The organism is Christensenella tenuis, assembly GCF_014287795.1.
Taxonomy (GTDB): Bacteria; Bacillota; Clostridia; order Christensenellales; family Christensenellaceae; genus Christensenella; species Christensenella tenuis.
Map to the genome: position 1 here is coordinate 81233 of NZ_JACOON010000001.1, position 26636 is coordinate 107868.

General features: G+C 48.6%; 24 protein-coding genes and 1 pseudogene. 15 read left to right on the top strand and 10 right to left on the bottom strand.

The window, feature by feature from the left end; translation table 11 throughout:
* Positions 1 to 14: 14 nt before the first annotated feature.
* A complete protein-coding gene (gene radC, locus H8S18_RS00455) occupies positions 15 to 785 on the bottom strand; it encodes a RadC family protein (RefSeq protein WP_330598660.1) in 771 nt (256 codons plus the stop codon).
* 187 nt (positions 786 to 972) lie between these two features.
* On the opposite strand from radC, the gene pepV reads away from it, so the two are divergent.
* Entirely contained in the window at positions 973 to 2352 is a 1380-nt protein-coding gene (gene pepV / locus H8S18_RS00460) for a dipeptidase PepV (protein WP_186856357.1), read from the top strand.
* 25 nt (positions 2353 to 2377) lie between these two features.
* Positions 2378 to 4168: an alanine--tRNA ligase gene (locus H8S18_RS00465; protein WP_186856358.1), complete on the top strand. Its 1791-nt coding sequence runs from the start codon at positions 2378 to 2380 to the stop codon at positions 4166 to 4168.
* A gap of 60 nt (positions 4169 to 4228) precedes the next feature.
* Here the strand turns inward: H8S18_RS00465 and H8S18_RS00470 are convergent, their stop codons facing one another.
* From H8S18_RS00470 to H8S18_RS00480, 3 genes are read right to left on the bottom strand one after another with little or no spacing between them, the layout of a single operon-like run.
* Entirely contained in the window at positions 4229 to 4900 is a 672-nt protein-coding gene (locus H8S18_RS00470) for an HAD family hydrolase (protein WP_186856359.1), read from the bottom strand.
* Between the two features lie 14 nt (positions 4901 to 4914).
* Complete coding sequence (gene lepB / locus H8S18_RS14555) at positions 4915 to 5901, bottom strand: signal peptidase I (protein WP_243165018.1); 987 nt, start codon at positions 5899 to 5901, stop codon at positions 4915 to 4917.
* Entirely contained in the window at positions 5891 to 6082 is a 192-nt protein-coding gene (locus H8S18_RS00480; protein WP_186856360.1) for a DUF951 domain-containing protein, read from the bottom strand. Before H8S18_RS00480 ends, lepB begins: the two co-directional genes overlap by 11 nt.
* 281 nt (positions 6083 to 6363) lie before the next feature.
* On the opposite strand from H8S18_RS00480, the gene H8S18_RS00485 reads away from it, so the two are divergent.
* From H8S18_RS00485 to H8S18_RS00495, 3 genes are all read left to right on the top strand, one after another.
* Positions 6364 to 7305, top strand: a complete 942-nt coding sequence (locus H8S18_RS00485) for a magnesium transporter CorA family protein (protein WP_186856361.1) — start codon at positions 6364 to 6366, stop codon at positions 7303 to 7305.
* Positions 7306 to 7499: 194 nt separating this feature from the next.
* On the top strand, positions 7500 to 8786 hold the full coding sequence (locus tag H8S18_RS00490; RefSeq protein ID WP_186856362.1) for a UDP-N-acetylglucosamine 1-carboxyvinyltransferase: 1287 nt from the start codon (positions 7500 to 7502) through the stop codon (positions 8784 to 8786).
* A gap of 121 nt (positions 8787 to 8907) precedes the next feature.
* The gene (locus H8S18_RS00495; RefSeq protein WP_207721607.1) at positions 8908 to 10248 is read left to right on the top strand and encodes a hemolysin family protein; all 1341 of its coding nucleotides are present in this window, start codon (positions 8908 to 8910) and stop codon (positions 10246 to 10248) included.
* A gap of 102 nt (positions 10249 to 10350) precedes the next feature.
* On the opposite strand, the gene H8S18_RS00500 is transcribed toward H8S18_RS00495, so the two are convergent.
* From H8S18_RS00500 to pdxR, 3 genes are all read right to left on the bottom strand, one after another.
* Complete coding sequence (locus H8S18_RS00500) at positions 10351 to 10815, bottom strand: MarR family winged helix-turn-helix transcriptional regulator (RefSeq protein WP_186856363.1); 465 nt, start codon at positions 10813 to 10815, stop codon at positions 10351 to 10353.
* Positions 10812 to 12164, bottom strand: coding sequence for an MATE family efflux transporter (locus tag H8S18_RS00505; protein ID WP_186856364.1), 1353 nt, complete (start codon positions 12162 to 12164; stop codon positions 10812 to 10814). The genes H8S18_RS00500 and H8S18_RS00505 overlap by 4 nt, the downstream gene beginning before the upstream one ends.
* A 77-nt stretch (positions 12165 to 12241) precedes the next feature.
* Positions 12242 to 13633: a MocR-like pyridoxine biosynthesis transcription factor PdxR gene (gene pdxR, locus H8S18_RS00510; RefSeq protein ID WP_186856365.1), complete on the bottom strand. Its 1392-nt coding sequence runs from the start codon at positions 13631 to 13633 to the stop codon at positions 12242 to 12244.
* 124 nt (positions 13634 to 13757) lie between these two features.
* Between pdxR and pdxS the strand changes: the two genes are divergently transcribed.
* Positions 13758 to 14633, top strand: coding sequence for a pyridoxal 5'-phosphate synthase lyase subunit PdxS (gene pdxS, locus H8S18_RS00515; RefSeq protein ID WP_186856366.1), 876 nt, complete (start codon positions 13758 to 13760; stop codon positions 14631 to 14633).
* Positions 14630 to 15175 (top strand): annotated as a pseudogene (gene pdxT, locus H8S18_RS00520) (pyridoxal 5'-phosphate synthase glutaminase subunit PdxT); the annotation flags it as partial. The gene pdxS and the pseudogene pdxT, both read left to right, overlap by 4 nt.
* On the opposite strand, the gene H8S18_RS14995 reads toward pdxT, so the two are convergent.
* Together H8S18_RS14995 and H8S18_RS00525 are read right to left on the bottom strand one after the other, a co-directional pair.
* A complete protein-coding gene (locus tag H8S18_RS14995) occupies positions 15143 to 15220 on the bottom strand; it encodes a hypothetical protein (RefSeq protein WP_407926949.1) in 78 nt (25 codons plus the stop codon). The pseudogene pdxT and the gene H8S18_RS14995 overlap by 33 nt on opposite strands.
* Before the next feature lie 63 nt (positions 15221 to 15283).
* On the bottom strand, positions 15284 to 16207 hold the full coding sequence (locus H8S18_RS00525) for a serine O-acetyltransferase (protein WP_243165019.1): 924 nt from the start codon (positions 16205 to 16207) through the stop codon (positions 15284 to 15286).
* Positions 16208 to 16340: 133 nt separating this feature from the next.
* Between H8S18_RS00525 and metA the strand changes: the two genes are divergently transcribed.
* From metA to H8S18_RS00555, 6 genes are all read left to right on the top strand, one after another.
* Complete coding sequence (gene metA, locus H8S18_RS00530) at positions 16341 to 17267, top strand: homoserine O-acetyltransferase MetA (RefSeq protein ID WP_186856368.1); 927 nt, start codon at positions 16341 to 16343, stop codon at positions 17265 to 17267.
* Between the two features lie 3 nt (positions 17268 to 17270).
* The gene (gene cysK, locus H8S18_RS00535) at positions 17271 to 18185 is read left to right on the top strand and encodes a cysteine synthase A (protein WP_407926950.1); all 915 of its coding nucleotides are present in this window, start codon (positions 17271 to 17273) and stop codon (positions 18183 to 18185) included.
* A gap of 249 nt (positions 18186 to 18434) precedes the next feature.
* A complete protein-coding gene (locus H8S18_RS00540) occupies positions 18435 to 18869 on the top strand; it encodes an RbsD/FucU family protein (RefSeq protein ID WP_186856370.1) in 435 nt (144 codons plus the stop codon).
* Between the two features lie 24 nt (positions 18870 to 18893).
* Complete coding sequence (locus H8S18_RS00545) at positions 18894 to 19979, top strand: iron-containing alcohol dehydrogenase family protein (protein WP_186856371.1); 1086 nt, start codon at positions 18894 to 18896, stop codon at positions 19977 to 19979.
* A gap of 17 nt (positions 19980 to 19996) precedes the next feature.
* On the top strand, positions 19997 to 21016 hold the full coding sequence (locus H8S18_RS00550) for a hypothetical protein (RefSeq protein ID WP_186856372.1): 1020 nt from the start codon (positions 19997 to 19999) through the stop codon (positions 21014 to 21016).
* A 216-nt stretch (positions 21017 to 21232) separates the two neighbouring features.
* On the top strand, positions 21233 to 21625 hold the full coding sequence (locus tag H8S18_RS00555) for a hypothetical protein (RefSeq protein WP_186856373.1): 393 nt from the start codon (positions 21233 to 21235) through the stop codon (positions 21623 to 21625).
* 91 nt (positions 21626 to 21716) lie between these two features.
* On the opposite strand, the gene H8S18_RS00560 is transcribed toward H8S18_RS00555, so the two are convergent.
* A complete protein-coding gene (locus H8S18_RS00560) occupies positions 21717 to 22886 on the bottom strand; it encodes an iron-containing alcohol dehydrogenase (RefSeq protein WP_186856374.1) in 1170 nt (389 codons plus the stop codon).
* Positions 22887 to 23134: 248 nt separating this feature from the next.
* Between H8S18_RS00560 and H8S18_RS00565 the strand changes: the two genes are divergently transcribed.
* On the top strand, positions 23135 to 24874 hold the full coding sequence (locus tag H8S18_RS00565) for an ABC transporter ATP-binding protein (protein WP_186856375.1): 1740 nt from the start codon (positions 23135 to 23137) through the stop codon (positions 24872 to 24874).
* Positions 24867 to 26603, top strand: coding sequence for an ABC transporter ATP-binding protein (locus H8S18_RS00570; protein ID WP_186856376.1), 1737 nt, complete (start codon positions 24867 to 24869; stop codon positions 26601 to 26603). Before H8S18_RS00565 ends, H8S18_RS00570 begins: the two co-directional genes overlap by 8 nt.
* Positions 26604 to 26636: the final 33 nt, after the last annotated feature.

A 26636-nucleotide genomic window follows, 5' to 3' on the forward strand; every position in this document is an offset into this window, starting at 1 on the left:
CAAGCGCAAGCGTCTTATTCGCCGATGCGGTCCGGCGGTAAGCGCTGGGGTAAATCCTGCATAACCCGGCCGGAATACTGCGCCGTGCGCGCGGCATCTTTGGGATAATTGTTCAGGGTAAGCAATTTTTCAGAAAAGCTGAAAGCATCTTTTTCTCCAATGATAATATGATCCAGCAGGGAGACGGAGACCGCATCCATCGCGGACGCAATCTGTTGTGTGATTGAGATATCCTTATCGCTCGGATATGCGCTGCCGCCGGGATGGTTATGCGCAAGCAGGATTTTTTCCGATCCGGTGCGAATAACGGTTTCCATAATATGCCGTACGTAAACAGGGGCCTCAGTAGCGGTACCGTGCGAAAGACGGTCGGTATGCCGGATACGAAAATGCGGATCAAGGCACACGACATAAAACTCTTCCCTGGTTTTTCCCCGGAATAGAAGGCTTACATAGTCAATCGCAGATTGAATGGAAGAAAGCGTGGTTTGCTCTGCAAGGTCGGCAAGCCAGTATTTCCGCGCCAGCTCAGACTGGAGCTTTATGAGGACCGCCGCGTTTTCACCGATTCCCTTAATGCGGGCCAAATCTGCCGTATCTGCATCGAATACGTTGCGAAGGCTGCCGAAACGATCCAGAAGTTCGTGTGCCAGCGCATTGGTATCTCTGCGGGGAAGAGCGAAAAAAAGTAAAAGCTCAAGCGCTTCGTGTTCTTCAAAAGAATCAAGCCCATATTTTAAAAAACGGCTCCGGAGCCGTTCGCGGTGTCCGTCATGGATGGAAATAGCTGTTCACCTCACTGAAAATAATCAATTGCTCAATATTAATCTAATTCGCCACAGGCAACCGCGATTCCTTGTCACCCGACACCTTAGTTAAAAAGAAAAAAACGGTGTATATCCGTCGGGAAATCTGTTATAATAAATAAAGTTTCTTTAAATGCTACCAGAATGGATGAAGGAGAGGAAAACGATGCTTGAGTTTTCGCTTGCCCCGCGTAAGGATGAAATGATAGAAGCCTTGTGCAAAATACTTTCCATTGAAAGTGTCAAAAGTGCACCGCAGGGGAATATGCCGTATGGGAAAGGTGTGTTTGACGCACTCATTAAGACGCTTAATATTGCGGAAAAACTCGACTTTGACAGTGTGAATTTTTATTCTCATTTAGGATATGTGGAATATGGCGATGGCGATGAAATCTTTGGCATTGTAACACATCTTGACGTAGTACCTGCCGGGGATGGATGGACCGTGCCTCCATTCGCGGGGACGGTGAAAGACGGGCGTATTTATGGACGTGGTGCAATTGACGACAAAGGGCCGGCGATTGCCGCGCTGTTCGCGCTTTCGGCAGTCAAGGAGAACTGCATCAGCCTCAACAAGCGCGTACGCATTATTTTCGGATGCGATGAAGAAAGCGGCTGGTCAGATATGGATTTTTATAAAAAGAATGGCGGCGAGATTCCAGCCATGGCAATTTCACCGGATGCGGAATTCCCCATTATCAACGCCGAAAAAGGACTGTTGCAGCTTCGGGCGGTCAAAAAAACTTATTCCGCCGAGGGGGAAGGCCTTACGGTAGAGTCGTTGCAGGCGGGCGAACGCGTGAACGTGGTGCCCGCGGTATGCACTTGCAAGATTACGGGGAATATCAAGGCGGTTCGGCAAATGATCGAGCTGTTCAATGAGGATTCTCCAGTGAAAATTACGGACCGCGAGGAAGAAGGCGGCCTTGTCCTTACCGCTCATGGCGTTTCCGCCCACGGTTCGAAGCCGGAGGAAGGAAAGAATGCGCTGTCGTTTATGATTTTATTCTTGAATACGCTTCCGCTGAGAAAAAATGCGGTTTCCGATGCAATCTATGAACTTGCGGAATACATTGGTATGCAAACGGACGGCACGCATCTTGGAATTGCCGCCCGGGATGAATCGGGCGCGCTTTCCTTGAACCTCGGGTATTTCAGGACGACGGAGGAAGGCGTGGAAGCGGGGATCGACATCCGTTACCCGATTCATACGGATAAAGAAAAGGTTCTCTCAGCCATCCGCAGTAGGATGAAAGAACTCTCGATTGAGGAAGTATTCTCGCGTCCTCCGCATTTTGTACCGGAGGATTCTCCGCTTGTTGCAGGCCTGAAACAAGCATATGAGGAAGTGACGGGCGAGAAGGCATACTGCATGACGATGGGCGGCGCGACCTACGCGCGGGCCTTTCCAAATTCCGTTGCATTTGGGGCTTTGTTCCCTGGACAGCAAGGAACGGAACACCAAGCTGATGAATATATTGAAATCGATTCGCTGCTGAAAACGGCGGATATCATTGCGAACGCCATTTTGGTGCTGTGCAAATAGAAAAGACGACAGAGGAGTTTTATGGATGAAGTGCTTGACAAGTGACGAATTAAGGCAAATGTATCTGGATTTTTTCAAGAGCAAAGGGCATGCGGTCATAAGGAGTGCGTCGTTGATCCCGGAAAACGATCCGACGGTGCTCTTCACGACAGCAGGAATGCATCCGCTTGTCCCGTATCTGCTGGGAGAGACGCATCCGGCGGGCACACGGCTTACGGATGTGCAAAAGTGCGTGCGCACCGGGGATATCGACGAAGTGGGCGACGAGAGCCATTGCACATTTTTTGAAATGCTGGGCAACTGGTCCCTTGGGGATTATTTCAAAAAAGAAGCGATAACCTGGAGTTTTGAATTCCTGACAGATGAAAAATACCTGGGCATTGATAAGGACAAATTGTATTTCAGCTGTTTCGCCGGAGACGAAGACGCTCCGCGCGATATGGTGGCATATGATACGTGGCGTTCCCTCGGCGTAGCGGACGACCATATTTTCTTCCTTCCCAAAGAAAATAACTGGTGGGGACCGGCTGGCATTACAGGCCCCTGCGGACCGGATACGGAAATGTTTATCGATACTGGGAAACCTGCCTGCGGGCCGGATTGCAGTCCGGCGTGCGACTGCGGAAAGTATCTTGAAATATGGAATGATGTATTCATGGAATATAATAAACAGGCGGATGGAACCTATGTGCCGCTTGAGCAGAAAAACGTGGATACAGGCATGGGGCTTGACCGCACCATTGCAATCCTGCAAGGTAAGGGGTCTGTCTATGAAACAGATGTATTCGCCCCTATTATTTCAAAAATTGAAGAACTTTCCGGGAAAAACTACGAGGGAGCGGACGAAGATACACGGAAGGCATTCCGTATTGTAGCGGATCATATGCGCTGTGCTACTTTCATGATTGGCGACGAACGGGGTATTACCCCTTCCAATGTGGATCAGGGCTATGTATTGCGCAGGCTCCTGCGACGGGCGATCCGCTTTTCCGGAAAGCTGGGGATCGCGGAGGGCAGCCTGCCAAAGATCGCTCAGGTTGTCATCGATAAATATGCGCATGCATACGAAGAATTGAAAATTAATGAAACGAAAATACTTTCTGAGATTGCAAAAGAAGAAGAACGCTTCCAAAAGACGATCACACAGGGAATGAAGGAGTTTGAGAAAACGGTGGAGCGGCTCGATGGAGATATGATCGACGGCAAAAGCGCTTTCCGCTTATACGATACGTTTGGCTTCCCGATCGAATTTACGCTTGAGCTTGCGGCAGAACGTGGGTTCAAGGTGGATAAGGACGGATTTGACAAAGCGTTCCAGCATCATCAGGAGCTATCGCATGCGGGTGCGGAGCAGCGTTTTAAGGGAGGCCTTGCGGATACGAGCGAGCAAACGGCGCGCCTGCATACCGCGACGCATCTTCTGAATGCGGCCCTGCGTAAGCTATTGAGCGAGGATATCGTCCAGAAGGGCTCCAACATCACGGCGGAGCGTCTGCGGTTTGATTTTAATTTCCCGCGCAAGGTGGAGAGGGAAGAACTCGACCAGATCGAAGCATATGTCAATGAAGCCATTGATGCGGGGCTTGACGTACTCGAAGAGGAAATGTCCGTTGCGGAAGCAAAGGAACAGGGCGCAATGGGCGTATTTGATTCAAAGTACGGAGACCTTGTAAAAGTGTATACGATTCCGGGATATTCCAAGGAAATATGTGGCGGGCCCCATGCAAAAAACACAGCAGAGCTTGGACACTTTAAAATCAAAAAGGAACAGAGCAGCAGCGCAGGTGTGCGCAGGATCAAGGCTGTGCTGGACTAGGATGAACGGTGATAAATCAATCAAAGGCTGTCTCAATTTTTGAGACGGCCTTTGATTTTTTCAGGCATCGAGCCACGCATAAAGTGCGGGATCGGTAAAATCAGCGATGACTTTCTGCGCGGTAGCAGTAAAGGCGGAAGCGTGATTGCCTGGTGAGATGGCGAAGATAGTACCGATTCCGGCACGTTTCGCGGCGAGTGTACCGAGCGGGGAATCCTCAATGACCAGGCAGTCTTTCACGTCGGCGCCAAGCGTATTCGCTGCACGCAGGTAAAGATCGGGATCAGGCTTGCCGCGTACCGTACCATCGTTATAAATAATCCGGTTCGTATCGAACCAACGGGCAAGATGAAACTCGCTGATATAGAAATCGAGGTTTGATTTCCCGGACGCTGTGGCGATTGTGCGGGGAATTCCTTTTTCTTTCAGAAAATCAAGATAGGCACTCACGCCATTTGCAAGATGGAACCGAGCCCGGTCCTGCAAACACAGTTCACGGTACATAGCTTCCTTTTGTTCGGATAGCTCGTGAGCATGCGCATCCGACAGGAGAGTTCCCGTAAAATGTTCCAGAATAACTTTGTTTGTGCGGCCGTGGACATTATAGCGGTCAAGCTCTTCTTGCGTGATCCTGCGCTTACATAAATTCTCTAAAAAGCGTTTCCAGGAAGCATCGTGCTTATCGGTATCGAAAAACATGGTGCCGTTAAAATCAAAAATAACTGCTTTCATATATCCTCCGGGAACTATTGTACGGAATGGATGTTGTCAAGCGGCCAGATGACAGACATAGCATGGCCTACAATTTCGGAGCGCGCAATCGGGCCGATGTCACTTGTACGGCTGTCGAGGGAATGCGCCCGGTTATCTCCCATGACAAAAACAGTATCTTCCGGCACCGTTACAGCAGCCATATCCATATAAGGCTCGGCGTTATTGATGTACGGTTCAGAAAGAGCCTCGCCGTTGACATAAACAGTGCTGTCTTTCACTTCCACGGTTTCCCCGGGTAGAGCGATGACACGCTTCACATAGGTTCCGCTCATATTGGGATAATGAACAATAATGATATCTCCATGCTCGGGCAACCCAAAATAACGGCTTACCTTTTCTACTGCCAATTTTTCATCCGACTGGAGGGTAGGGAGCATGGATTCGCCGTCCACTACGATAATCTCAAAAAAGAAGGTGCGTACAACAAAGGCGATTGCTACCGCCGCGATAATGGAAATCACCCAGCCCCAAATCGCGCGGGATTTCGTCATGAGTTTTTCTTCGTGGATACGTTTTTTTTTGCGCTTGCGCCCGAATTCATCATAAGTGACGAGATCATCATCCAATGGTTCGAGTTCCTGATAAGGGTTTCTGCGCGCCTTATTGGGATTAAAAGTTTCCTCCGGCGGTTCCTCAAAGAATTCTTCCGGCTCCATATAATATGGCTCCGGTTCCGAATCGTCCTCATAATCATAATAGGGTTCGTCGGAAAACTTTTCCTGCTCAAAATGGGCGCTCAAAGGCTCCTGCAAATCCCCGCCATGGGGGGCCTGCGAATGCGCATGAAAAATATGCCGGCCCGTACCAGAAGAAAGTGCGTCGGAATCCGATTGATATTCTTGCGGTTCTTCGTAAGGGTTGTTTAACCTGCGTCCATATTTTTTGGGGGAATCTGCGGGTGCGGCGCTCCGCTGACCCACACGGCGCGGCCCGTAGTGTTCCTGCTTTTTATTGTTCATCTATTAAAACCTTTTTCATTCGTTTTATAAATGCCGCGTAATCGAGCATCACGATGTGCCCGCATCCAAGGCATTTTAGCTTAATGTCGGCGCCGGTCCGCAAAACCTGCCATCTATCACTCCCGCAAGGGTGTTTTTTTTGCATGACGACAATATCGCCACAGGAAATTTTTTCCGCCATTCTGCCATACCGGTCCGTAAAATTTTCGATTCAATATATTATACTATACACAAAAGAAAATTCATAGGAAAAATTCGTGTGAAGCTGGTAAAATGAGGCTTGCACAAGCTATAGACAAAGGATATAATGATAAACGACGACATATGTTACCAAGTCACAGGAGGTGAGAAATACGTGGACGCAGACCCCAAACGAACGAATTTAAAATACACAGACAGCGGGATGCGTACGGTATTTCTGCGCCATTAGCCGCTGCCTGCTTTTGAAAGTAGGTGAAACATTTGATCAGGATTTTCAGTTCTGCAGAAAACAATAATTTTAAAGAGATCGACAAAATAGAGCCGGGCGCATGGATTCATCTTCTGGACCCTACGGAAGAGGAGATCGTCAAGGTGCGGGACACATTGCATATCGAGGATGAATTTATCCGCGCGGCGCTGGACGAAGAGGAAACGGTGCGTATCGACGCGGAGGACGACCAAACGCTGGTTCTGGTGGATATTCCAATTGTCAGTGCGGAGCGTAATTCATTTATGTACACGACGCTCCCGATGGGTATCATCATTACGGCGGATAATATCGTCACAGTATGTTTGGAGGAAACATCGATTCTCGAAGATTTCTGGAACAAAAATGTGAGGGGGGGATTCGATACCTGCAAAAAAACGCGGTTTCTCCTTCAAATTCTGTATAAAAATGCAGGAAAATACCTGCAATACCTGAAACAGATCGATAAAGCGTCTACCCAAGTGGAAAACGCATTGCATAAATCAATGAAAAACAGCGAACTCATCCAAATGCTGAGGCTGGAAAAATCTTTGGTATATTTTTCAACTTCACTCAAGTCAAATGAAATCGTGCTTGAAAAAATGTTGAAATCAAAGGTAATCCAGCGGTATCCGGATGATCTGGATTTGCTTGAGGATGTCATTATTGAAAATAAACAGGCCATCGAAATGGGGACGATTTATCGAGACATCCTTTCAGGAACAATGGATGCGTTTGCAAGCGTAATATCGAACAACTTGAATATCGTCATGAAAATTCTTACGTCATTGACGATCATACTCGCCATTCCAACCGTGTTTGCGAGCTTATGGGGTATGAATGTAGGCGGGATTCCTTTTGCAAGCAATCCGCTCGGGTTTCTATGGGTTACTGTGATTGCGCTTGGAAGTACAGGTGTTGCGGTCTGGTTCCTGTGGAAAAAGAAAATGTTTTAATAAAAATAGGAGGCGCAACCGGAATTTTTTCCGTTGCGTTTTTTTTATCAGCAGAAAAGAGCTATGTACAGCGAATACAAGCGGCCGTTGCATCTGGGCCGCAATGTCTGCTTGAAAAAAGCGGTATTGAATGGTAAAATGGAAAACAAAAACAGCAATAGAAAAATTGTGAAATAAAGGAAGGATCCAATTTTATGACAGAAAAAATTGTGATCAATGGCGGGATACCGCTGAAAGGCACGATTGAAGTAACAGGTGCTAAAAATGCGGCGGTAGCAATTCTGCCTGCCACGATTCTTGCGCATGGAATTTGCGTGATTGAGAATCTGCCCAATATTGCGGATGTGTTGATCATTAAACGTATTTTAGCGGAGATCGGCGCGGAAGTGGAATTTGAAAACGGAACCATGACGGTGGATACCACCAATATCAATACCAGCAAGGTGACGATGAACCTTGTCAAGAAAATGCGCGCATCCTATTATCTTTTGGGTGCATTGCTTTCGCGTTTTAATGATGCTGAAATCAATCTGCCGGGTGGCTGCACGATTGGCGAACGTCCGATTGACCTGCATATTAAGGGAATGCAGGCACTGGGAGCTAATGTAAAAACGGAATATGGCAGGGTGGTTGCGAACGCCCCGGATGGACTTCGCGGCTGCGATATCTATATGGATAAGGTCTCCGTAGGCGCTACGATCAATGTGATGCTTGCGGCGGTGTGCGCGCAAGGGCAGACTTCTATTATCAATGCAGCAAAAGAGCCGCACGTTGTGGATGTGGCCAATTTCCTGGTGTGCATGGGCGCGAAGATCAAGGGAGCGGGTACGGATGTGATCCGTATTACGGGTGTGGAGAAGCTGCATGGCTGTAATTATTCCATCATTCCCGATCAGATTGAAACGGGTACTTTCATGATCGCAGCAGCGGCTACACGCGGCGATGTGACGATAAAAAATGTGATCCCTACGCATATGGAGGCGCTTACGGCTAAATTGGAAGAAATGGGCGTCACGATTCAGGAAGGAGCGGATTTTATTCGTGTTACCTGTGATAAACGGCCGCGGGCGGTCAAGATCAACACGATGCCCTATCCGGGATTTCCAACAGACTTACAGCAGCCGGCAACGGTACTCCTTTCCACTGCCAAAGGTACCAGCATGATTACAGAAACGATTTTTGAGTCGCGTTTTAAACATATCAAAGAAATTCGCCGTATGGGTGCGCAGATCACGACGGAAGACCGCGTAGCGGTCGTGGAGGGCGTAGAACGCCTTACCGGCGCACCGGTCAGCGCTTCCGACCTGCGGGCGGGCGCGGCCCTGATCGTAGCCGGCCTGATGGCCGACGGGACTACAGAGATCCAGAATGTAAAGTATATCGACCGTGGGTATGACCATATTGAAGATAAGATGCGCAGGCTCGGGGCGGATATCCGGCGGGAGGAAGTCGTGCACACAGAGGACGATGACCTATATTGAGCGAATTGTTTTGGAACCGGGGCCTGTGCTTCGGTTCTTTTATTTAGAAAGTGTTTATACAGAATGATAATGCATGTGTTATAATATCGGTAATATAAATTGATAAGAGGAGGATATTTTTTTGGACGACCCTTTCATATGGCAGCTTCTTTTGCAGGTGGTTTTGATTGCGATCAATGCCTTTTTCGCTTCGACTGAAATCGCGGTAATTTCGCTTAACGCGAATAAAGTCCGCCGCATGGCGGCGGAAGGGGATAAGAAGGCAAAACAAATGCTGAAGATGGTGGAGGTGCCCGCGGGCTTTCTGTCCACGATACAGATCGGCATTACGCTGGCAGGCTTTCTGGGAAGCGCGTTTGCGGCGGACAACTTCGCCAGCAAGCTCACAGATTGGATGATTAATGTGCAGGGGGTTACGATCCCGCCAGATACGCTCAACACCATTGCGGTCATCCTGATTACCTTAGTCCTTTCGTATTTCACACTGGTATTCGGTGAACTGGTTCCAAAGCGCATCGCAATGCAAAAGCCGGATAAGGTGGCGCGGGCTTCTGCAGGAATCATTACGGCCCTTTCCATTGTTATGAAACCGATTGTATGGCTGCTCTCCGCTTCCACAAACGGAATCCTGCGCCTTTTGCGTATGAATCCTGATGAAGAGGAAGAAGCCGTCACCGAAGAAGAAATTCGCCTGATGGTGGATATCGGGGAGGAAAAGGGTGCCATTGAGGCTTCGGAAAAGGAGATGATTGAAAATATCTTCGAGTTCAACAACACTACGGCCAAGGATGTTATGATGCACCGTACCAATGTAACGGCGATCTGGAAAAACGATCCGCCGGAAGAAATATTAAAGGTGATCCGCGAGAGTGGATTGTCCCGCTTCCCGGTTTACGATGAAGATATCGACGATATTGTCGGTATTCTTTCTACGCGCGCCTATCTGCTCAACGAAAAAAGCGAGCATCCAAAGCCACTGGAAGAAATGATCTATCCGGCTTACTGCGTGCCTGAATCTGTCCATACGGATGTGCTGTTTCGCGAGATGCAGCGGCAGAAGATCCATATTGCCGTTGTAGTCGATGAATACGGCGGGATGAGCGGCATCGTGACAATGGAAGACCTTTTGGAGGAGATCGTCGGAAATATTTACGATGAATTCGACCCGCAGGACGAGCAGGATATCACGGAAATAAAGACTGGATTGTGGCGTATTTCAGGTGCAACAGAAATTGACCGTGTCGCGGAGGTACTTGGTGTGGAACTGCCGGAGGACGAAGATTTCGATACCTTGGGCGGTCTTGTATACAGCCGATTAAGTACGATACCCGAGGATGGCAGCCATCCTGTTGTGGAAGCGTACGGATTACATATCCGCGTTGAAAAGCTCGAGGACCGGCGAGTGGAATGGGCGCTTGTCTCAAAAATGAAGACAGGGCCGGAGGATTCAGAAAAACAATAGATATCTGTCACATTCCGGTCACAAACAGGGAATAAGATAAGGTTATAATATAAATCTTCTTTCCTCTGTTTTTTCAGATAGAAAAGAGCCGTAAGGGTTTCCTTACAGCTCTTTTACATCTTCCAGAAAACATTGGGAGAGAGCGTTGGCAAAGGAACGCAGGCCATCGGCAACGGCACGGCGCTCTTTTGCGGTCATGCCGAGAAAAGCGCGGGTTTCGGCCTGCTCAAGTTCTGCAAGAAGCGTCTGCGCATAATTTCGGCCTTCCGTTGTGAAGGACACCAGTTTGTTGCGCCGATCCTTCGGGTTTTCGCTGCGCCTCACATAACCTTGTTTCTCCAGCTTGGAAAGAAGGAAAGAGACCGTCTGCTTGGGCAGGAAAAGCTTTCGGCATAGCTCATGCTGCGTACAGTCATCCGCCGAGACGAAAATTTCATATAGCATGAACACCAGGGAATCTGTCGTGCCGTGCTGCTGGGCCCATACGGAATACGCTTGGTTAATACGGAACCAGCTTTCATAATAAGCATCAATATCTTTTCTGACATCGTCGATCTTCTTTTTCATCTATTTGTTCCTCCGGTATTTTGGCAACAGTGGGCAGAGGCGCCATGCTTGCGAAAATAAATGATAAACAGGATACCGGTAATGCATACCAAAGCGCCCTGCGCGACAGGGATAGAGAGCCATATGCCCGTTACTCCCCAAAATACGGGGAGCAAGTACAGGAAAAAAGGTGTAAGCGCGAGCGGATCGATGTAAATCACGAGCGTTGAATACCCTGTTTTTTGCACTGCATAAAAAAACGAGGATGCAAGCCTTGTGACTCCTGTCATAGGGAATGAAAATGCAGAAATCAGAAGCGCGGAGGCCACAAGGAAGGAAGTTTCGCCGGATGCACCGAAAATTGCGGGAATTGCATCACGGAAAATAATTGCACCGGCACACAGGATTCCTCCCAAAGCGAGCACGAGTGCAAACGATTTTTTGAGCAAGCGGTGCACGCTGTTGGGCTTTCCGGCGCCATTGAAGTAACTCAGGAGGGGCTGGATGCCCTCGCCAATACCCTGCAGGAGCAGCTGCGCAGATGTTACAAAATACATCAGGACGGCATAAGCCGCAACGACTGTGCTTCCACCATAAGCGAGGCATTGCCAATTGGCCAGTATAATGATAATAGAAGGCGCAAATGTCATTCCAAAAGGAGAGAGACCGATCTTCAAAAGACGCGCAACTGTTTGGCCGTGCGGGAGCAGGTCGCGTTTTTCAGGGCGTTCTTTCCTTTTCCGGAATAACAGGATCAGGCTCAAAACCGCAACGAGGGCTTGTGCGGTTACGGTTGCGAACGCCGCGCCAAACATACCCCACCGAAACACCATCATAAATAGGGCGTCCAGAATAATATTGGTAATCAGACCGCATACCATAGCGATCATGGCAGAGATCGTTTTCCCTTTATTGCGCAGCAGGGGAACGAGGCCTGTCCCAAGGATTTGGCAGGCGCTTCCAAGGGCAATGATCTGCGTATACTCGGCGGCGGCTGTAAGAAGGTTGCCTTCTGCACCCAAAAATTGTAGGAGCGGTCTGTAAAAAAGCAAGAGCAGGATCGTCATAACAGCGCTGAATGCGATCAGGACAAATAGCGTATTGCCAAGCGCTTTTCGTGATTTTTTCAGCTTTCCCTCACCAAGACGCGTTGTCATGACCACAGAACCGCCCGCGCCGATTCCTGTTCCGGCAGCCAGCAGGAACGAGGCGATGGGCCACGCGATATTGATGGACGCAAGCCCGGTGTCGCCAATGGTATGCCCCACAAAGAAACCGTCGATGATCGCATAAAAACCGCTCAACAGCATGGCGAGCATAGAGGGAAGCACGTAGCGGAAAAATTGATTTTCACTTGGCTGGTTTTGCATAATTCACCTCGAAAAATAGTACAATATCGTACTAATTGGTACAACATTGTACAGTTTACCAGAGGAGGATTCCCATGTCAAGTATGAAACCATGCCGCGCAAAGCAAATTTGCTGCTTCGTATAATTCTTCCGAATGATAACCGGAATAGCCGGCGACTACAGCGGGAATAGGAGCCGCTTCATTCACATAATATGCGGATAATGGAAAAAGGCGTACGCTTTGTTCTTCTGCAGAACAAACGAGTTCTTTTTCAGACATTCCGTTTTTTACCGTCAGCAAAAGATGCGGTCCGGAATCGAGACCTGAAAAATTGAGGTATTCCCTATATTTTTGGAATCCTTCTGTAAAAGCATCGCGCCGTGCTTTATAAATCTTACGCATCCGGTGGAGATGGCGTTCAAAATATCCGCGTGCAAGAAACAGGGCGAGGGTACGCTGCTCAAAGCTCGGGATCGTACACGAATAGAAGCGAAGGGTTTCGCGGTATTTCTTCAGCAAATGGGACGGAAGGACCATATAACTGATTCGCAGGGAGGGAGCAAGCGTTTTGGCAAATGTATTGAGGTAAATCACCCTCTCATGGGTGTCAAGGCTTTGCAGGGCGGGAATCGGTTTTCCTGAAAAACGAAATTCACTGTCATAGTCATCCTCGATGATGTAGCGGTTCCCGCGCGCCGCCCATGAAAGCAATTTTTGCCGCCGGCCGACGGGAGTTATAATTCCCAGGGGAAAGTGATGCGAAGGCGTAACATGCGCGACATTTGCTCCGGATGCTTCCAAGACCTCTACGCTCATACCCGCCTCATCAAGGGGAATGGGAATGGTGGCAATTCCGTTTGCCCGCAGAATATATTCTGTTTTCCGATAGCCCGGATCCTCGAGGGCGTACAGGTTCTCACGGGGCAGAAGCTGGGAAATAAGGCTAAGCAAATATTCCGAACCTGCCCCAAGTATAATTTGTTCGGGTGCAGCCTCAATACCGCGGAAACCGCCAAGGTAGCGTGCGATACCGGCACGCAGGGCAAAGTCGCCCTGCGGATCGACGGAACGAAGGAGGTTATCGCTTTCGGAACTCAAGATTTCACGCATCAGCTTCGCCCATGTTGGGAAGGGAAAATGCTCCGTATCAACACGCGATGTCGATAGAATGAACCGGCAGGTGTCTTCCTGCGGGGGAGCAGCAGGCGGCAGGATATTCTTTTCATAGGGGGCCGGCGGGCTTTCGTCCACTGGATTGACATAATATCCGCGCTTTTCTATGGAATAGATATAGCCCTCTGCCAAAAGCTGGGAATAGGCGGCTTCCACCGTTCCTTGACTGATTTTTAAGTGCGCTGCAAATTTACGCTTGGAAGGAAGGTGAAATCCTTCCGAAAGCCGGCGCGATTCAATCTCTGTACGCAGATAACGGTATAACTGTTCATAAACGGGTATCGGATTCGCGGAATCCAAAATCGGTGTCAGCACGATTCTCCTCCATATCCAAACTGGCATATTTAAAAAGTACAAAACTGGCTGTTGAAACAATATCAGTTTTGTTTATAATCATACCTGTAATTCAAATTACTGTCAACGAAAGGATGATATGAAAATGGCACAGAGCAGATATGAACTGAATAAAAATTTAGCTCAAATGCTTAAAGGAGGAGTGATTATGGATGTGACTACTCCGGAGCAGGCGAAAATTGCAGAGAATGCGGGTGCGTGTGCAGTTATGGCGCTTGAGCGTATTCCGGCGGATATTCGCGCCGCGGGCGGCGTATCACGCATGAGCGATCCAAAGATGATACGGGGAATTCAGGAAACAGTAAGCATTCCCGTGATGGCAAAGGTACGGATCGGCCATTTCGCAGAAGCGCAGATTCTCCAGGCCATCGAGATCGATTATATCGATGAGAGCGAAGTGCTTTCCCCGGCTGATGACGTTTACCACATTGATAAAACAAAATTTGAGGTTCCTTTTGTATGCGGTGCAAAAGACCTCGGAGAAGCGCTGCGGCGTATTGCCGAAGGCGCTTCTATGATCCGCACAAAAGGAGAACCCGGCACGGGCGATGTGGTACAGGCTGTGCGGCACATGCGGATGATGGCAAGCGAAATACGCAGGATTGCGGGGCTCGCCGAAGATGAACTTTATGAAGCTGCAAAACAAATGCAAGTACCCTTTGAACTGCTGCAATATGTACATAATAACAGACGGCTGCCGGTAGTTAATTTTGCGGCAGGCGGCATCGCGACTCCCGCAGATGCCGCGTTGATGATGCAACTTGGTGCGGAAGGCGTATTTGTCGGGTCAGGAATTTTTAAATCCGGCAATCCGGCAAAACGCGCCGCTGCAATCGTACAGGCTGTGACCAATTATAACGACGCGGAACTGCTGGCCAAGCTTTCGGAGGATCTTGGGGAAGCAATGGTTGGCATCAATGAGCAGGAAATCGAATTACTGATGGCGGAGCGCGGAAAATGAGAATTGGAGTTTTAGCGCTTCAGGGCGCATTCGCTGAGCATGAGGCAATGCTGCAAACGCTTGGAGCCGATTGTTTTGAAATACGCAAACCTGCGGATATTAAAGGGCAGCCAATGGACGGATTTGTGATTCCCGGCGGTGAGAGTACGGTTATGACGAAATTGCTGCATGGTCTTGGACTGTTTGAGCTTTTGCAGGGAAAGATCGCAGGGGGGTTGCCCGTATTTGGGACATGCGCAGGATTGATTCTGCTTGCAAAGCATGTGCAGGGAGGAATTACATGCTTTCCCTGTATGGATATTACGGTCAGGCGCAATGCCTATGGCCGGCAGCTTGGAAGTTTTGAAACAACGGCTTTGTTCACTGGGCTCGGGGAAGTGCCAACGGTGTTTATCCGCGGGCCGTACATCGAATGTGCCGGAGAAAATGTTCAGGTTCTTGCATACGTTGATGGGAACATCGTTGCGGCAAGACAAGAAAATATCCTTGTGACGGCATTTCATCCAGAATTAAAACAAGACGTCCGGATACATCGTTTTTTTCTCGATATAGTGAACAAATATAAGAAAGAAAAAGAGAAACCCCAAAGCCGGTGCGGCTGATAAAAAATGGGTCCCGCTTTTTGGCGAGACCCGTTTTTGATTCGAAATTTATTTTGCGATGATTGGGGAAGGTGTAGAATTATAAACCGTAGTATGCGGCTCAATGGAGTGAGTAAGCCACACATTACCGCCGATGATCGAACCTTCGCCGATCACCGTATCTCCGCCGAGGATCGTTGCCCCGGAATAGATAATCACATTATCTTCAATGTCAGGATGGCGTTTTACCCCCTTCACAGGATGGCCATGTTCGTCAAGTTCGAAACTCTTTGCACCAAGCGTCACTCCCTGATAGATTTTCACATGCCTGCCAATGGTGCACGTTTCGCCGATGACCACACCCGTCCCGTGGTCGATGAAAAAGTATTCGCCAATACGCGCGCCGGGATGGATATCGATCCCCGTGGCGCTGTGAGCCTGCTCCGTCATAATTCGGGGAAGGAGTGGAATATGGCGTTCATACAGCGCGTGCGCAAGCCGGAAAATGCTTACCGCCTCAAAACCAGGATAGGAGAGCAGGATTTCCTCGTTGGAAATCGCCGCTGGATCGCCGCAATATGCAGCTTCGATATCCGTATTCAAAAGGCGTGCGATGTCCGGCAACTGTTTCATAAAATGAAGGGTAATTTTCCGGGCATTTTCCCTGCATTTATCACAGTCTACGCGTTCGCGTTTTTGCAGATGGCACTGGTTTACCATCACTTCGGCTACAATACAGTCAAGGAGCACGGCAGCTTCCTGGAGCCTTTTTTCAACAATTTTCTCCAGGTCTGCTTCCTTGACAACCATGCTGTCATAAATATTAGGAAACATCGCGCTGCGCGTAAGCTTGATAAAAGCAGCGACTTTTTGTTTCATTCCAAATCCGCTGATCGTTTCCCCGGTAATATTGTGCGCATTGATTTGGATAACCTCGCGGGCGAGCTCGTGTGCGGCTAATTCATTCAGGTCCTTGAGCATGTTTCCCTCCATAATTGAAACGCCGGGCCTTCTTCGGCCGGTAAAATAGATTGCATTTTTATAAAAAAGTGTATTTATATTATATGTTGTTGTATAATAGATGTCAAAAGACTTTTCCAGAATGAAGAGAAGGAGGAATGCGGATATGCCTATTAATATCAATAGCAAGCTGCCCGCGGCAAAAGTATTGGCGCAGGAGGGCATATTCACAATGCCCTTCGAACGTGCGGAAACACAGGACATCCGTCCGCTTAGGATTGCAATCCTGAACATTATGCCCACAAAAGAACAAACAGAAACACAATTGATGCGGCTGCTGGCGAATTCGCCCCTGCAGATTGAAATTGTCCTGTTGCATCCGGCGACGCATGTTTCCAAGAACACCCCAATCGAACACCTGAATGCTTTTTACCAAACGTTTGACGATATCAAAGACCAGAAGTTTGACGGCCTGATCATAACAGGGGCGCCGGTGGAGCAGATTCCGTTTGAACAGGTTACCTACTGGGATGAGCTTAAGGGAATCATGGATTGGAGCAGGAAAAACGTTTATTCAACGATGCATATTTGCTGGGCCGCACAGGCTGGGCTTTACTACCATTATGGAATTCAAAAGCATGCGTTGGAGCAAAAGCTCTCGGGGATTTACCTGCACAAACGAACGGATCACAACAGCCCGCTTATGCGCGGCTTTGACGATGTATTTTGGGCCCCGCATTCCCGGCACAGTTATGTCAGGATGTCTGATGTGAAAAAGCGGCCGGAGCTTAGCGTTTTATGTGAATTTGGCGAGGATGGGCTCTATCTCGTTTCTGCAAAACGCGGACGCCAGATTTTTGTAACCGGGCATCCGGAATATGATGCGAATACGCTTAAGACAGAGTATGTACGTGACCTTGCGAAAGGGATAGACGTTCCCATGCCTGCCCACTATTTTACAGACAACGATCCGAAGAAGCCGCCGCTTGTGCGGTGGCGCGGACATGCGAATTTATTGTTTAATAATTGGCTGAACTATTACGTTTACCAGGAGACGCCATATGATCTCCAAGCAATTCAAAATGAGGAGTAACCAATCATGAAACTGGCAAAACAACTAACAGACCTAATCGGAAATACGCCGCTTTTGCAGCTCAATCACATCAACCCGGCCATCTGGGCTAAGTTGGAATCTTTTAATCCCCAGGGGAGCGTGAAGGACCGTGCGGCCTATTATATGATCAAGGACGGAATTGACAAAGGCCTGATTCAGGAAGACACTGTGATTGTGGAATCCACAAGCGGTAATACAGGCGTAGCGCTCGCTTATATTTGTACATGCATGGGCCTGCGGCTGATTATCACGATGCCTGAATCCATGAGCATGGAACGTAGGAATCTGCTTGCAGCACTTGGCGCGGAGCTTGTGCTTACTCCTGCGGCGGAGGGAATGCGCGGAGCCATTAAAAAGGCAAAGGAAATCTGTGAAAAAGAGAATGGATATATGGTGGGGCAATTCGAGAATCCCGCAAATGCACGCGCGCACCGCGAGACGACAGCTCCAGAAATCCTGCGCGATCTGGTGGATGATGTGGATGTTTTTGTAGCAGGTGTGGGAACCGGCGGAACCATTACAGGATGCGCGGAAATGTTCAAAGAAAAGCTTTCGGATGTTAAAATAGTGGCAGTGGAACCTGCGGAAAGCCCCGTACTTTCGGGGGGAAAAGCCGCGCCCCATAAAATACAGGGGATTGGCGCGGGTTTTGTGCCTAAAATACTGAAACGTGAATTAATCGATGAAGTGATGCAGGTCAGCGCGGATGATGCTTATAAAGCTGCGCGGATGCTGGCAAAGAAGGAGGGCGTTTTGTGCGGCGTGTCCTCGGGTGCGGCGCTTGCGGCCGCCATGAGGCAGGCGGAACGGCCTGAAAATGCGGGTAAAAAGATTGTGGTCATTCTTCCAGATACGGGGGAGCGTTACCTTTCCACGGACCTGTTTGCAGGAGAATAAAGCCGGAGTGCCTGAAAAGTACCGCCACTATGCGGCCGGACATTTTTCGAAGCTGCAGCGGTTTTGCAGCATGGCAGGCCGTGCAGTCGAAAAACGCCATGCAGACGGGCCTGCGGGAACATATGTTGTTCCTGCCCGTAAACGATAGATCAGGGGATAAGAACCCCTTGGCGGTTCCCGATTGAGATTTTGCCGGCAGCTTGTAAAGCGCGGTTGAAAATAAAAAGATAGAAAAGGAGAGTTGCTATTATGCTGAAAAATATACCGGACCTTATTTCCCCGGAGCTTATGTATGCGCTGATGAATATGGGACATGGAGATGAAATTTGTTTCGGAGACGCGAATTTCCCGGCAGATGCCATGGGCCAGAGGGTAATTCGAGCGGACGGACATAAAATTACGGAGCTGATGGACGCGGTCTTACAGTTTATGCCCCTTGATTCCTTTGTACAGAAACCATGCGTACTGATGGATGCGCCTATAGGAAATGAACCGGCAGTGTGGAACAAATATGAAAAGATTATCCGCGAAAATGATTTTGCCGGAGGATTTAAACATGGGTTTGAAAAGATGGACCGTTTTGATTTTTATGACCGCGCGAAAGAGTGTTATGCAATCGTCGCAACGGGTGAGTATGAAGGATATGCGAATATTATCCTGAAAAAGGGCGTTATATTCAAATGAGGACCCGGCAGGGAGGCAATTACAATGGAATTTCAGTTACAGGTTCCCACTAAAGTTATTATGGGACAAGAATGTGTCAGGAAAAATGAAGCTCTGTTTGCATCGTTTGGAAAGCGCGCGGCAATTGTGAAATCGGGTTCGGCCGGAAGGAACGGTGCTCTCGAAGATGTTATCGCGGCGCTTGAAGCGCGGGATATTTCGTATCATGTATGCGGAAATGTTCCGCCTAATCCGACGCCAGAGGATGTTGCCGCTCTTCTCGGATATGCGCCCGGATTTGATTTTATCGTCGCCGTTGGCGGAGGAAGCGCAATGGACGCGGCCAAAGGAGTTGCGGTACTCGCCACAAACGATATCCCGGCAATGGGCCTGTTTGATAAAGTTTATGAAAACAAACCGCTGCCGGTTATCGCGGTACCGACAACGTGCGGCACGGGAAGCGAGGTCACGGCGGTATCCGTGCTTGAAGTGGGAGATACCAAAAAATCCATTTCCAAACCAGAGTTATTTCCGGCAGCGGCCCTGCTCGATGCAAAATATCTGAAAACCCTTCCTTCACAGGTCACGGCAGATACGGCGCTTGATGCGCTGGCACACAGCGTAGAAGGGTATCTGATCCTTGATTCATGGGCGACGGATATGTTTGCGGAACGCGCGTTTGCTAATTTTGCGCTATATAAAGGCGCGTTTGGCAAGCATGCTTTTACGGATGACGAACTGGAGCTGATGCTTTATACTTCTACTTTGGGCGGTATTGTGATCAGCATGGCGGGAACCTCTGCAGTGCATACGATCGGCTATCCGCTTACCGTGCATAAAGATATTCCGCATGGGCGTGCCTGCGCGCTTACGCTTGGTGAATATGTTGCCTTTTCTTACGAGGTGAAAAAAGAAAAGATAGACCGGATGTGCGGGCTTCTTGAGGTGGACGGTGTGGAAGGATTCAAGCAAATGATCCGTGAACTTTTGCCGGAAGTCCCAAAACTCAGTGAAGAAGAGCTTGCGCGCTTTGCGGATATTTCCGCGGAGGATGCTGCAAGGAAAAAGAATACGAAGCCAGTCTCAAAAGGCGATATTATGCGCATGTACCTTGCGTCGCTGCTTGGCTGACAGAAATGGGGGAAAGCATGAACAAATCTTTAGGAGAAGTGTTCCGTTCTGCTTGGAACACAACAAAAAACAACTTTGTCCCGTTGCTCGTGGGAATCCTGATCTATATGGCGCCGGCGATGGTACTGTCGATTGTTTCCACGGCGGTTCTGCCGTCTGAAATGATGGGAATGGAATCGCTAGGCGGCGTTATGGTTGGACTGGAATTGTGCCTTCTGCTCTATATGGTCTTTATTTCGCCGCTTTATATGGGATATATCACATCCGTTCTGCGTACATGGCACCTTACGGGAACGCCTGCAAAGATGTCTACTGCATGGGCGGCGGCAAAAGCCAATTATGGACGTTATATGACGACCTTGCTTGCAACGGTTGTCATTTCGTTTGCGGCGGTTCTGATCATCGCTTTTGTCTCATCGATCGCGGTTATCGGTTCCGTGATATCATCTGCGGGAAGTTTTTACGGCAGTTCGATGGATTCCCTCATGTTCATGGAAGCTATGGTACCAGCTCTCATTGTGATGGTTGCGTTGATCCTGTTTTATTCATTTTGCCTGAGCTTTGTCAATTTTATTCCAGGTATGGAAGTTCCAAGCGGTTTCCAGGCGGTATTCAAGTCTTTCCGTTATATTTTCCGCGGGAATTTTTGGAAGAATTTCGGGCATACGCTTATTATCGGACTGATTACCGTAGGGATCGAGCTTGTTGTGATTTTGCCATTCTATATGCCGTATATTTCAGCGGCGTTATCTCCGGGGGCGACACCTTCGGATATCGCGTATGCAAGCACAGCGCTGACCGCAGTAATGCCCCTGTATATTTTGCTCAGCACGATTCTGGGAATTTTCCTGCAGACCTTTACAACACCGTATATGTTTGAAGTTTACCTGAATGCAAAAGGTGTAAGCGATGGAAAGGATTCACAGCAAATGCAGCGAACCTACGGCGATCCGTATGCAAATTTTACACAAAATAATAATTATACACAGCCGCCATATAGCGGAGGGCAGGATCCGCCGCAAATTCCACCCAGGTAAAGAGAACGGTTCAAGAGCGCTTCTTTTGCAGGAGCGCTTTTTTGATGTGTTGCGGATAGTGTAATGATTAATAGAAAGTTATAAAATGAGACTGGACCATATCCACTATACTGATATCAGAAATAAACAGAAAGGCGGAAATTTCTGAATGGACAGACATCCTCTGTCAGAGAGCCCGATATTGACTGGGATTACGCCGTGGCAGGCGAGCAGCGTATGGGCTGGTACAACCAGGTAACCGAGCTTGCCTTCTGCAACGGTCCGGCAGATTTTAATTCGTTTTGTGAAGCGTTGATGGAAGCGTTGCAAAAAAGTTTCATGGAGGAGGGAATCGAAATTGCTCATCTGAAGATCCTATGCTCCTCCGGCAAAGAGTATTGCAAAGAGGCCCTTACCACAACCAAAGGAACGATCATCTACACGGGCGGTATAAACGAAAAATATAAGGAAGCACGATTGAATGTGAATATTCGTGCACTTGTTGTACCCGAGCGTCTTTCCGCTTTGATTGAGCCAGTACTGGAAAAGATGGCCGCCAAGGAATTTGTTTGGGAAACCGCGAAAAGCAGGCGTTTGACAGCTTTGAAGAAGCACCCGATCCTGATGTGAAGTGTTGCTGCGCAGACTAAAAATAAAAAACCTGCCCGATCGATCAGGCAGGTTTTTTCAAAAAGTTAAGAAACGATTCCCTTTATCTTCTTTAGAACTCTACATCTTTTCCATAATAAGCGCAGTCAAGCACCTTGCGCATTGCGGCAACATCCGTTTCGCGCGGGTTGCTGCCTGTGCATGGGTCGGCCGCCGCGTTCTCGGCGATAAAGTCTGCAACCTTCTGGAAGGCTTCTTCGCTTACGCCGTTTTCCTGATACGACTGCTTGATTCCCAATTTTGCATTCAGGGCCTTGATCGCATCCACGAGGGAATTGATAAGCTGGCGGTCCGTTGCTCCCGGCAAGCCGAGTGCTCTTGCGATATCTGCAAACCGTTCCGGAACCATCTTTGCGTTGTATTCGATTACGAAGGGGAGCAGGATTGCATTGCAGCGGCCATGTGGGATCTCGAATTGTGCACCCGTCTTATGCGCGAGGGAATGGCAGATGCCAAGCAGTGCGTTAGAAAACGCCATACCTGCCATGCATTGCGCAATATGCATCTCGCCACGGGCATCCTCATTTCCTTCTATAGAGGAAATAATGTTTTCATAGATCATCTGAATTGCTTTCAGCGCCAAGGCGTCTGAAATGGGGCTATGCAACGTGGCAACATATGCCTCAATCGCATGTGTAAGCGCATCCATGCCGGTATCGGCCGTCAGGGATTTTGGCATAGTAAGCGGAATGCTGTTGTCGAGGATGGCAATATCCGGCGTAATTTCAAAATCTGCCAGAGGGTATTTGATCAGCGTCTTATAGTCCGTGATAACGGAAAATGCCGTTACTTCCGTCGCCGTACCTGAGGTAGACGGAATTGCTACGAAGATCGCTTTCTGGCGAAGCTTGGGCATTGTGAACGGATCTTTGATATCGTCGAAAGTCTTTTCCGGATATTCATAGAACACCCACATAGCCTTTGCCGCATCGATCGGAGAACCGCCGCCGATAGCAACGATTACATCCGGTTCAAATTCACGCATCGCCTGCGCGCCGCGATAAACGGTTTCCACCGACGGATCGGGTTCAACACCTTCGAAGAGCTTTGTTTCAAGGCCTGCTTCGTGCAGGATGTTTTGCAGTTTATCAAGGAAACCAAATTTCTGCATTGAGCTTCCGCCCGTCACAATGATCGCTTTTTTATATCCCTTGAGGCAGGAAAGCTCGTTCATTGCATCGGGACCAAAATAAAGGTCGCGTGGGAGTGTAAATCTTGCCATAATTCATTACTTCCTTTCCATATTTTATAAATTTATTGTCATATTATTCATAACCATTAAATTCTTTCTTATCACAATTTCATTGTACTATTTGTTAAATAAATATCAATCTTTGTTTTTTACGATGAAAACTGCGGAGGCTGTGGCAGATATTTATAATATGGTAAAAAGGAGGAACAAGAAAAATGTTACAATACATATGTTTTGTGCTAATATAATAGTGTTCGAAATAAAGTAGGGAAATATCTATGCGGAAACTTACCAAATATTTAAGGAACTATAAAAAAGAAGTGATACTGGGGCCGATTTTCAAGCTTACGGAAGCAGTCCTCGAGCTGATCGCACCGCTTATCATGGCAAATATTATAGACGTGGGAATTAAGAACTCTGATTCGGATTATATCCTGCGGATGGGCGGATTGATGATATTGATTGCCGCGATTGGCCTGGGCTGTGCGCTCGTTTGCCAATATTTTGCCGCCAAAGCTTCGCAGGGATTTGGTACAGACCTTCGCAACCAGATGTTTTCCCACATTGCAGCTCTTTCACATGCGGAAATTGATAAGGTTGGTACGCCGTCGCTGATTACACGTATTACCAACGATGTGAACCAGCTCCAGGTGGCGGTAGCCATGCTGATCCGCCTCGTAATCCGCGCGCCTTTCCTTGTAATTGGCGCTACTGTAATGGCGATGCTGATCGATTTCCAAATGTCACTTATTTTTATTATCGCTGCCGTTGGGATCGCCGCAGTGCTGTACCTGATTATGTCGCGGTCCGTACCATTTTACAGGGCAATTCAAAAGCTGCTCGACCGCATCTCGCTGGTCACACGGGAAAACCTCGCAGGGGTACGGGTGATTCGCGCGTTTTCAAAGCAGGAAAAGGAACAGGAACGCTTTAAAGAAGGAACGGATGAATTAAAAAAGGCGTCTGTGCGTGTGGGAAAAATTTCCGCGCTACTAAATCCATTTACTTACCTGATCGTCAATATAGCGATTATTGCGATTATTTGGTTTGGCGGCGGCGCGGTCAATACGGGAGCCCTTGAACAGGGACAAATCGTTGCGCTCGTGCAATATATGACGCAGATATTGCTTGCGCTGATCGTAGTTGCCAATCTGGTCGTTATTTTTACAAAAGCATCCGCATCCGCTGCGCGTGTGAACGAAGTTCTTGAAATGCAGGCAAGTGTCTCGGATGGGGGAAATATTTCGAAAGCCAGGGAAAAAACAGATGATATTCCCAAAATAGAGTTTGAGAATGTGTCGTTTTCCTATGAAGGAGGAGAAATGGACCTCGAAAATATTTCCGTTAAAATCATGCGTGGACAGACGATCGGCGTAATTGGAGGCACTGGTTCGGGAAAATCGACTTTTGTAAACCTGATCCCGCGTTTTTATGATGTCAATAGGGGCCGTATCTTCATAGACGGTGAAGATATACGTGAATATCCTTTTACAGAGCTTCGGGGACAGATTGGCATGGTGCCGCAGCAGGCAGTGCTTTTTTCGGGAACCGTGCGGGAGAATATGCGCTGGCGGGATGCTTCGGCGACGGATGATGAGATATGGGCAGCGCTCCAAACCGCGCAGGCCTATGAATTTATAGAAAAATCCCCGGAAAAACTGGATATGCCTATTTTGCAGGGAGGGAAAAATCTTTCCGGCGGACAGCGGCAGCGCCTTACCATAGCGCGTGCGCTGGTAGGCCGCCCAGAGATACTGATACTGGATGACAGTGCCTCCGCGCTTGATTTTGCGACCGACGCTGCGCTGCGAAAGGCGCTCAGGGAATACAGCAGGGAAATTACAGTCATCATGGTTTCGCAGAGGGCAACAACGCTTAAACATTCAGACAAAATTATTGTGTTTGATGACGGCCGGGTCGTAGGGGTCGGTACGCATGAAGCGCTCTTTGAAACGAACGAGGTCTATCGTGAGATATGCCTTTCCCAGCTTTCGGAAAGCGAGGCGCGGTATGAATAAAAGTGTAATAAAACGCCTCATCGGTTTTCTGAAACCGTATCGCGGCTATCTGGTATTTGCACTCGTTTCTGCGGTTATAAGCGTCGCTATGTCACTGTGGGCGCCAATACTGATCGGTAGCGCAGTAGATTTGATTGTGGGACCGGGGAATGTAGATTTTCCGGGGGTCTTGTCAATTCTTGCAAAAATCGGGACTGCTATCGGCCTGTCTGCGTTGTTCCAGTGGCTTATGACACGGTGTACCAACCATGTGACTTATTATGCCGTTCGTGACTTGCGCGTGAACCTGTTTGAAAAGCTAAAAACAGTTCCTTTAAAATATGTCGATTCCCATGCGCACGGCGATCTTATCAGCCGCGTTGTGAATGATATTGACCAGATATCAGACGGCCTGCTGCAGGGCTTTGCACAGCTTTTTACAGGCATAGTCACCATAGCGGGAACGCTGCTCTTTATGCTCTCGATTAATGTAAATATCACGTTGGTAGTCGTTTTGATTACGCCGTTGTCCCTTGGTGTAGCGGCTTTTATTGCGAAAAAATCTTTTCATTTATTCCGCGAACAGGCAGCTGTACGCGGCGAACTTAGCGGCTATGTTGAGGAAATGGTAGGAAACCAAAAGGTGGTAAAGGCATTTGGTTACGAGCAAGAAGCGCGGCAGAAATTCGAAGAGATCAACGGCAGGTTATACACAAGCGGCGTGAAGTCGCAGTTTGCTTCCTCGCTGACAAATCCCTGTACCCGGTTTGTAAACGCAATTGTCTACGCAACGGTGGGCATTGTCGGCGCGCTTTCCGCAATCAGCGGGGGGATTACGGTGGGGCAGCTTTCAAGTTTCTTGATTTATGCGAACCAATATACCAAGCCGTTCAATGAAATTTCCGGCGTAGTAACAGAACTGCAAACAGCGCTTGCGTCCGCACGGCGGGTATTTGAAGTGCTTGATGAGCCGTCTGAAACGCCGGATGCACCGGATGCTGCGGTGATGCAGGGGAGCAAGGGGAATGTGGAGATTGAAAATGTGTCGTTCTCCTATGTACCCGACCAGAAGTTGATCGAAGGCCTCAGCGTATACGCGCAGTCGGGACAGCGCATTGCCATTGTCGGGCCGACAGGAAGCGGAAAAACTACGATTATCAACTTGCTGATGCGTTTTTACGATGCCGATAAAGGCGTAATCCGTATCGACGGAACGGATATCCGTCTGATGACGCGTAACTCGATGCGTGCGCTTTATGGCATGGTACTACAGGAAACATGGCTGTTTGCGGGCAGTATTCGTGACAATATAGCCTATGGAAAGCCGGACGCCACGGAGGAAGAGATCGTCGCTGCTGCGAAGTCGGCGCATGCGCATAGCTTTATCCGCAGGCTGCCAGATGGCTATGATACGGTTATTTCCGAAGACGGAGGTATTTCACAGGGGCAAAAGCAGCTCTTGTGCATTGCGCGCGTTATGCTGACCCGCCCGCCGATGCTGATTCTGGACGAGGCGACCAGTAGTATTGATACGCGCACAGAGATGATGATTCAGAGCGCGTTCAATAAGTTGATGAAAGGACGCACCAGCTTTGTGGTGGCGCATCGCCTGTCAACCATACGCGAGGCGGACTGCATCCTTGTGATGAACGAAGGGCACATCGTAGAACAGGGGACCCATAAAAAGCTGATGGAAAAGGATGGTTTTTATGCGACCCTTTATAACAGCCAATTTGAACAGACAAATTAGCAATATGCGGCAACAAAAAACGGAGCCTGTAAA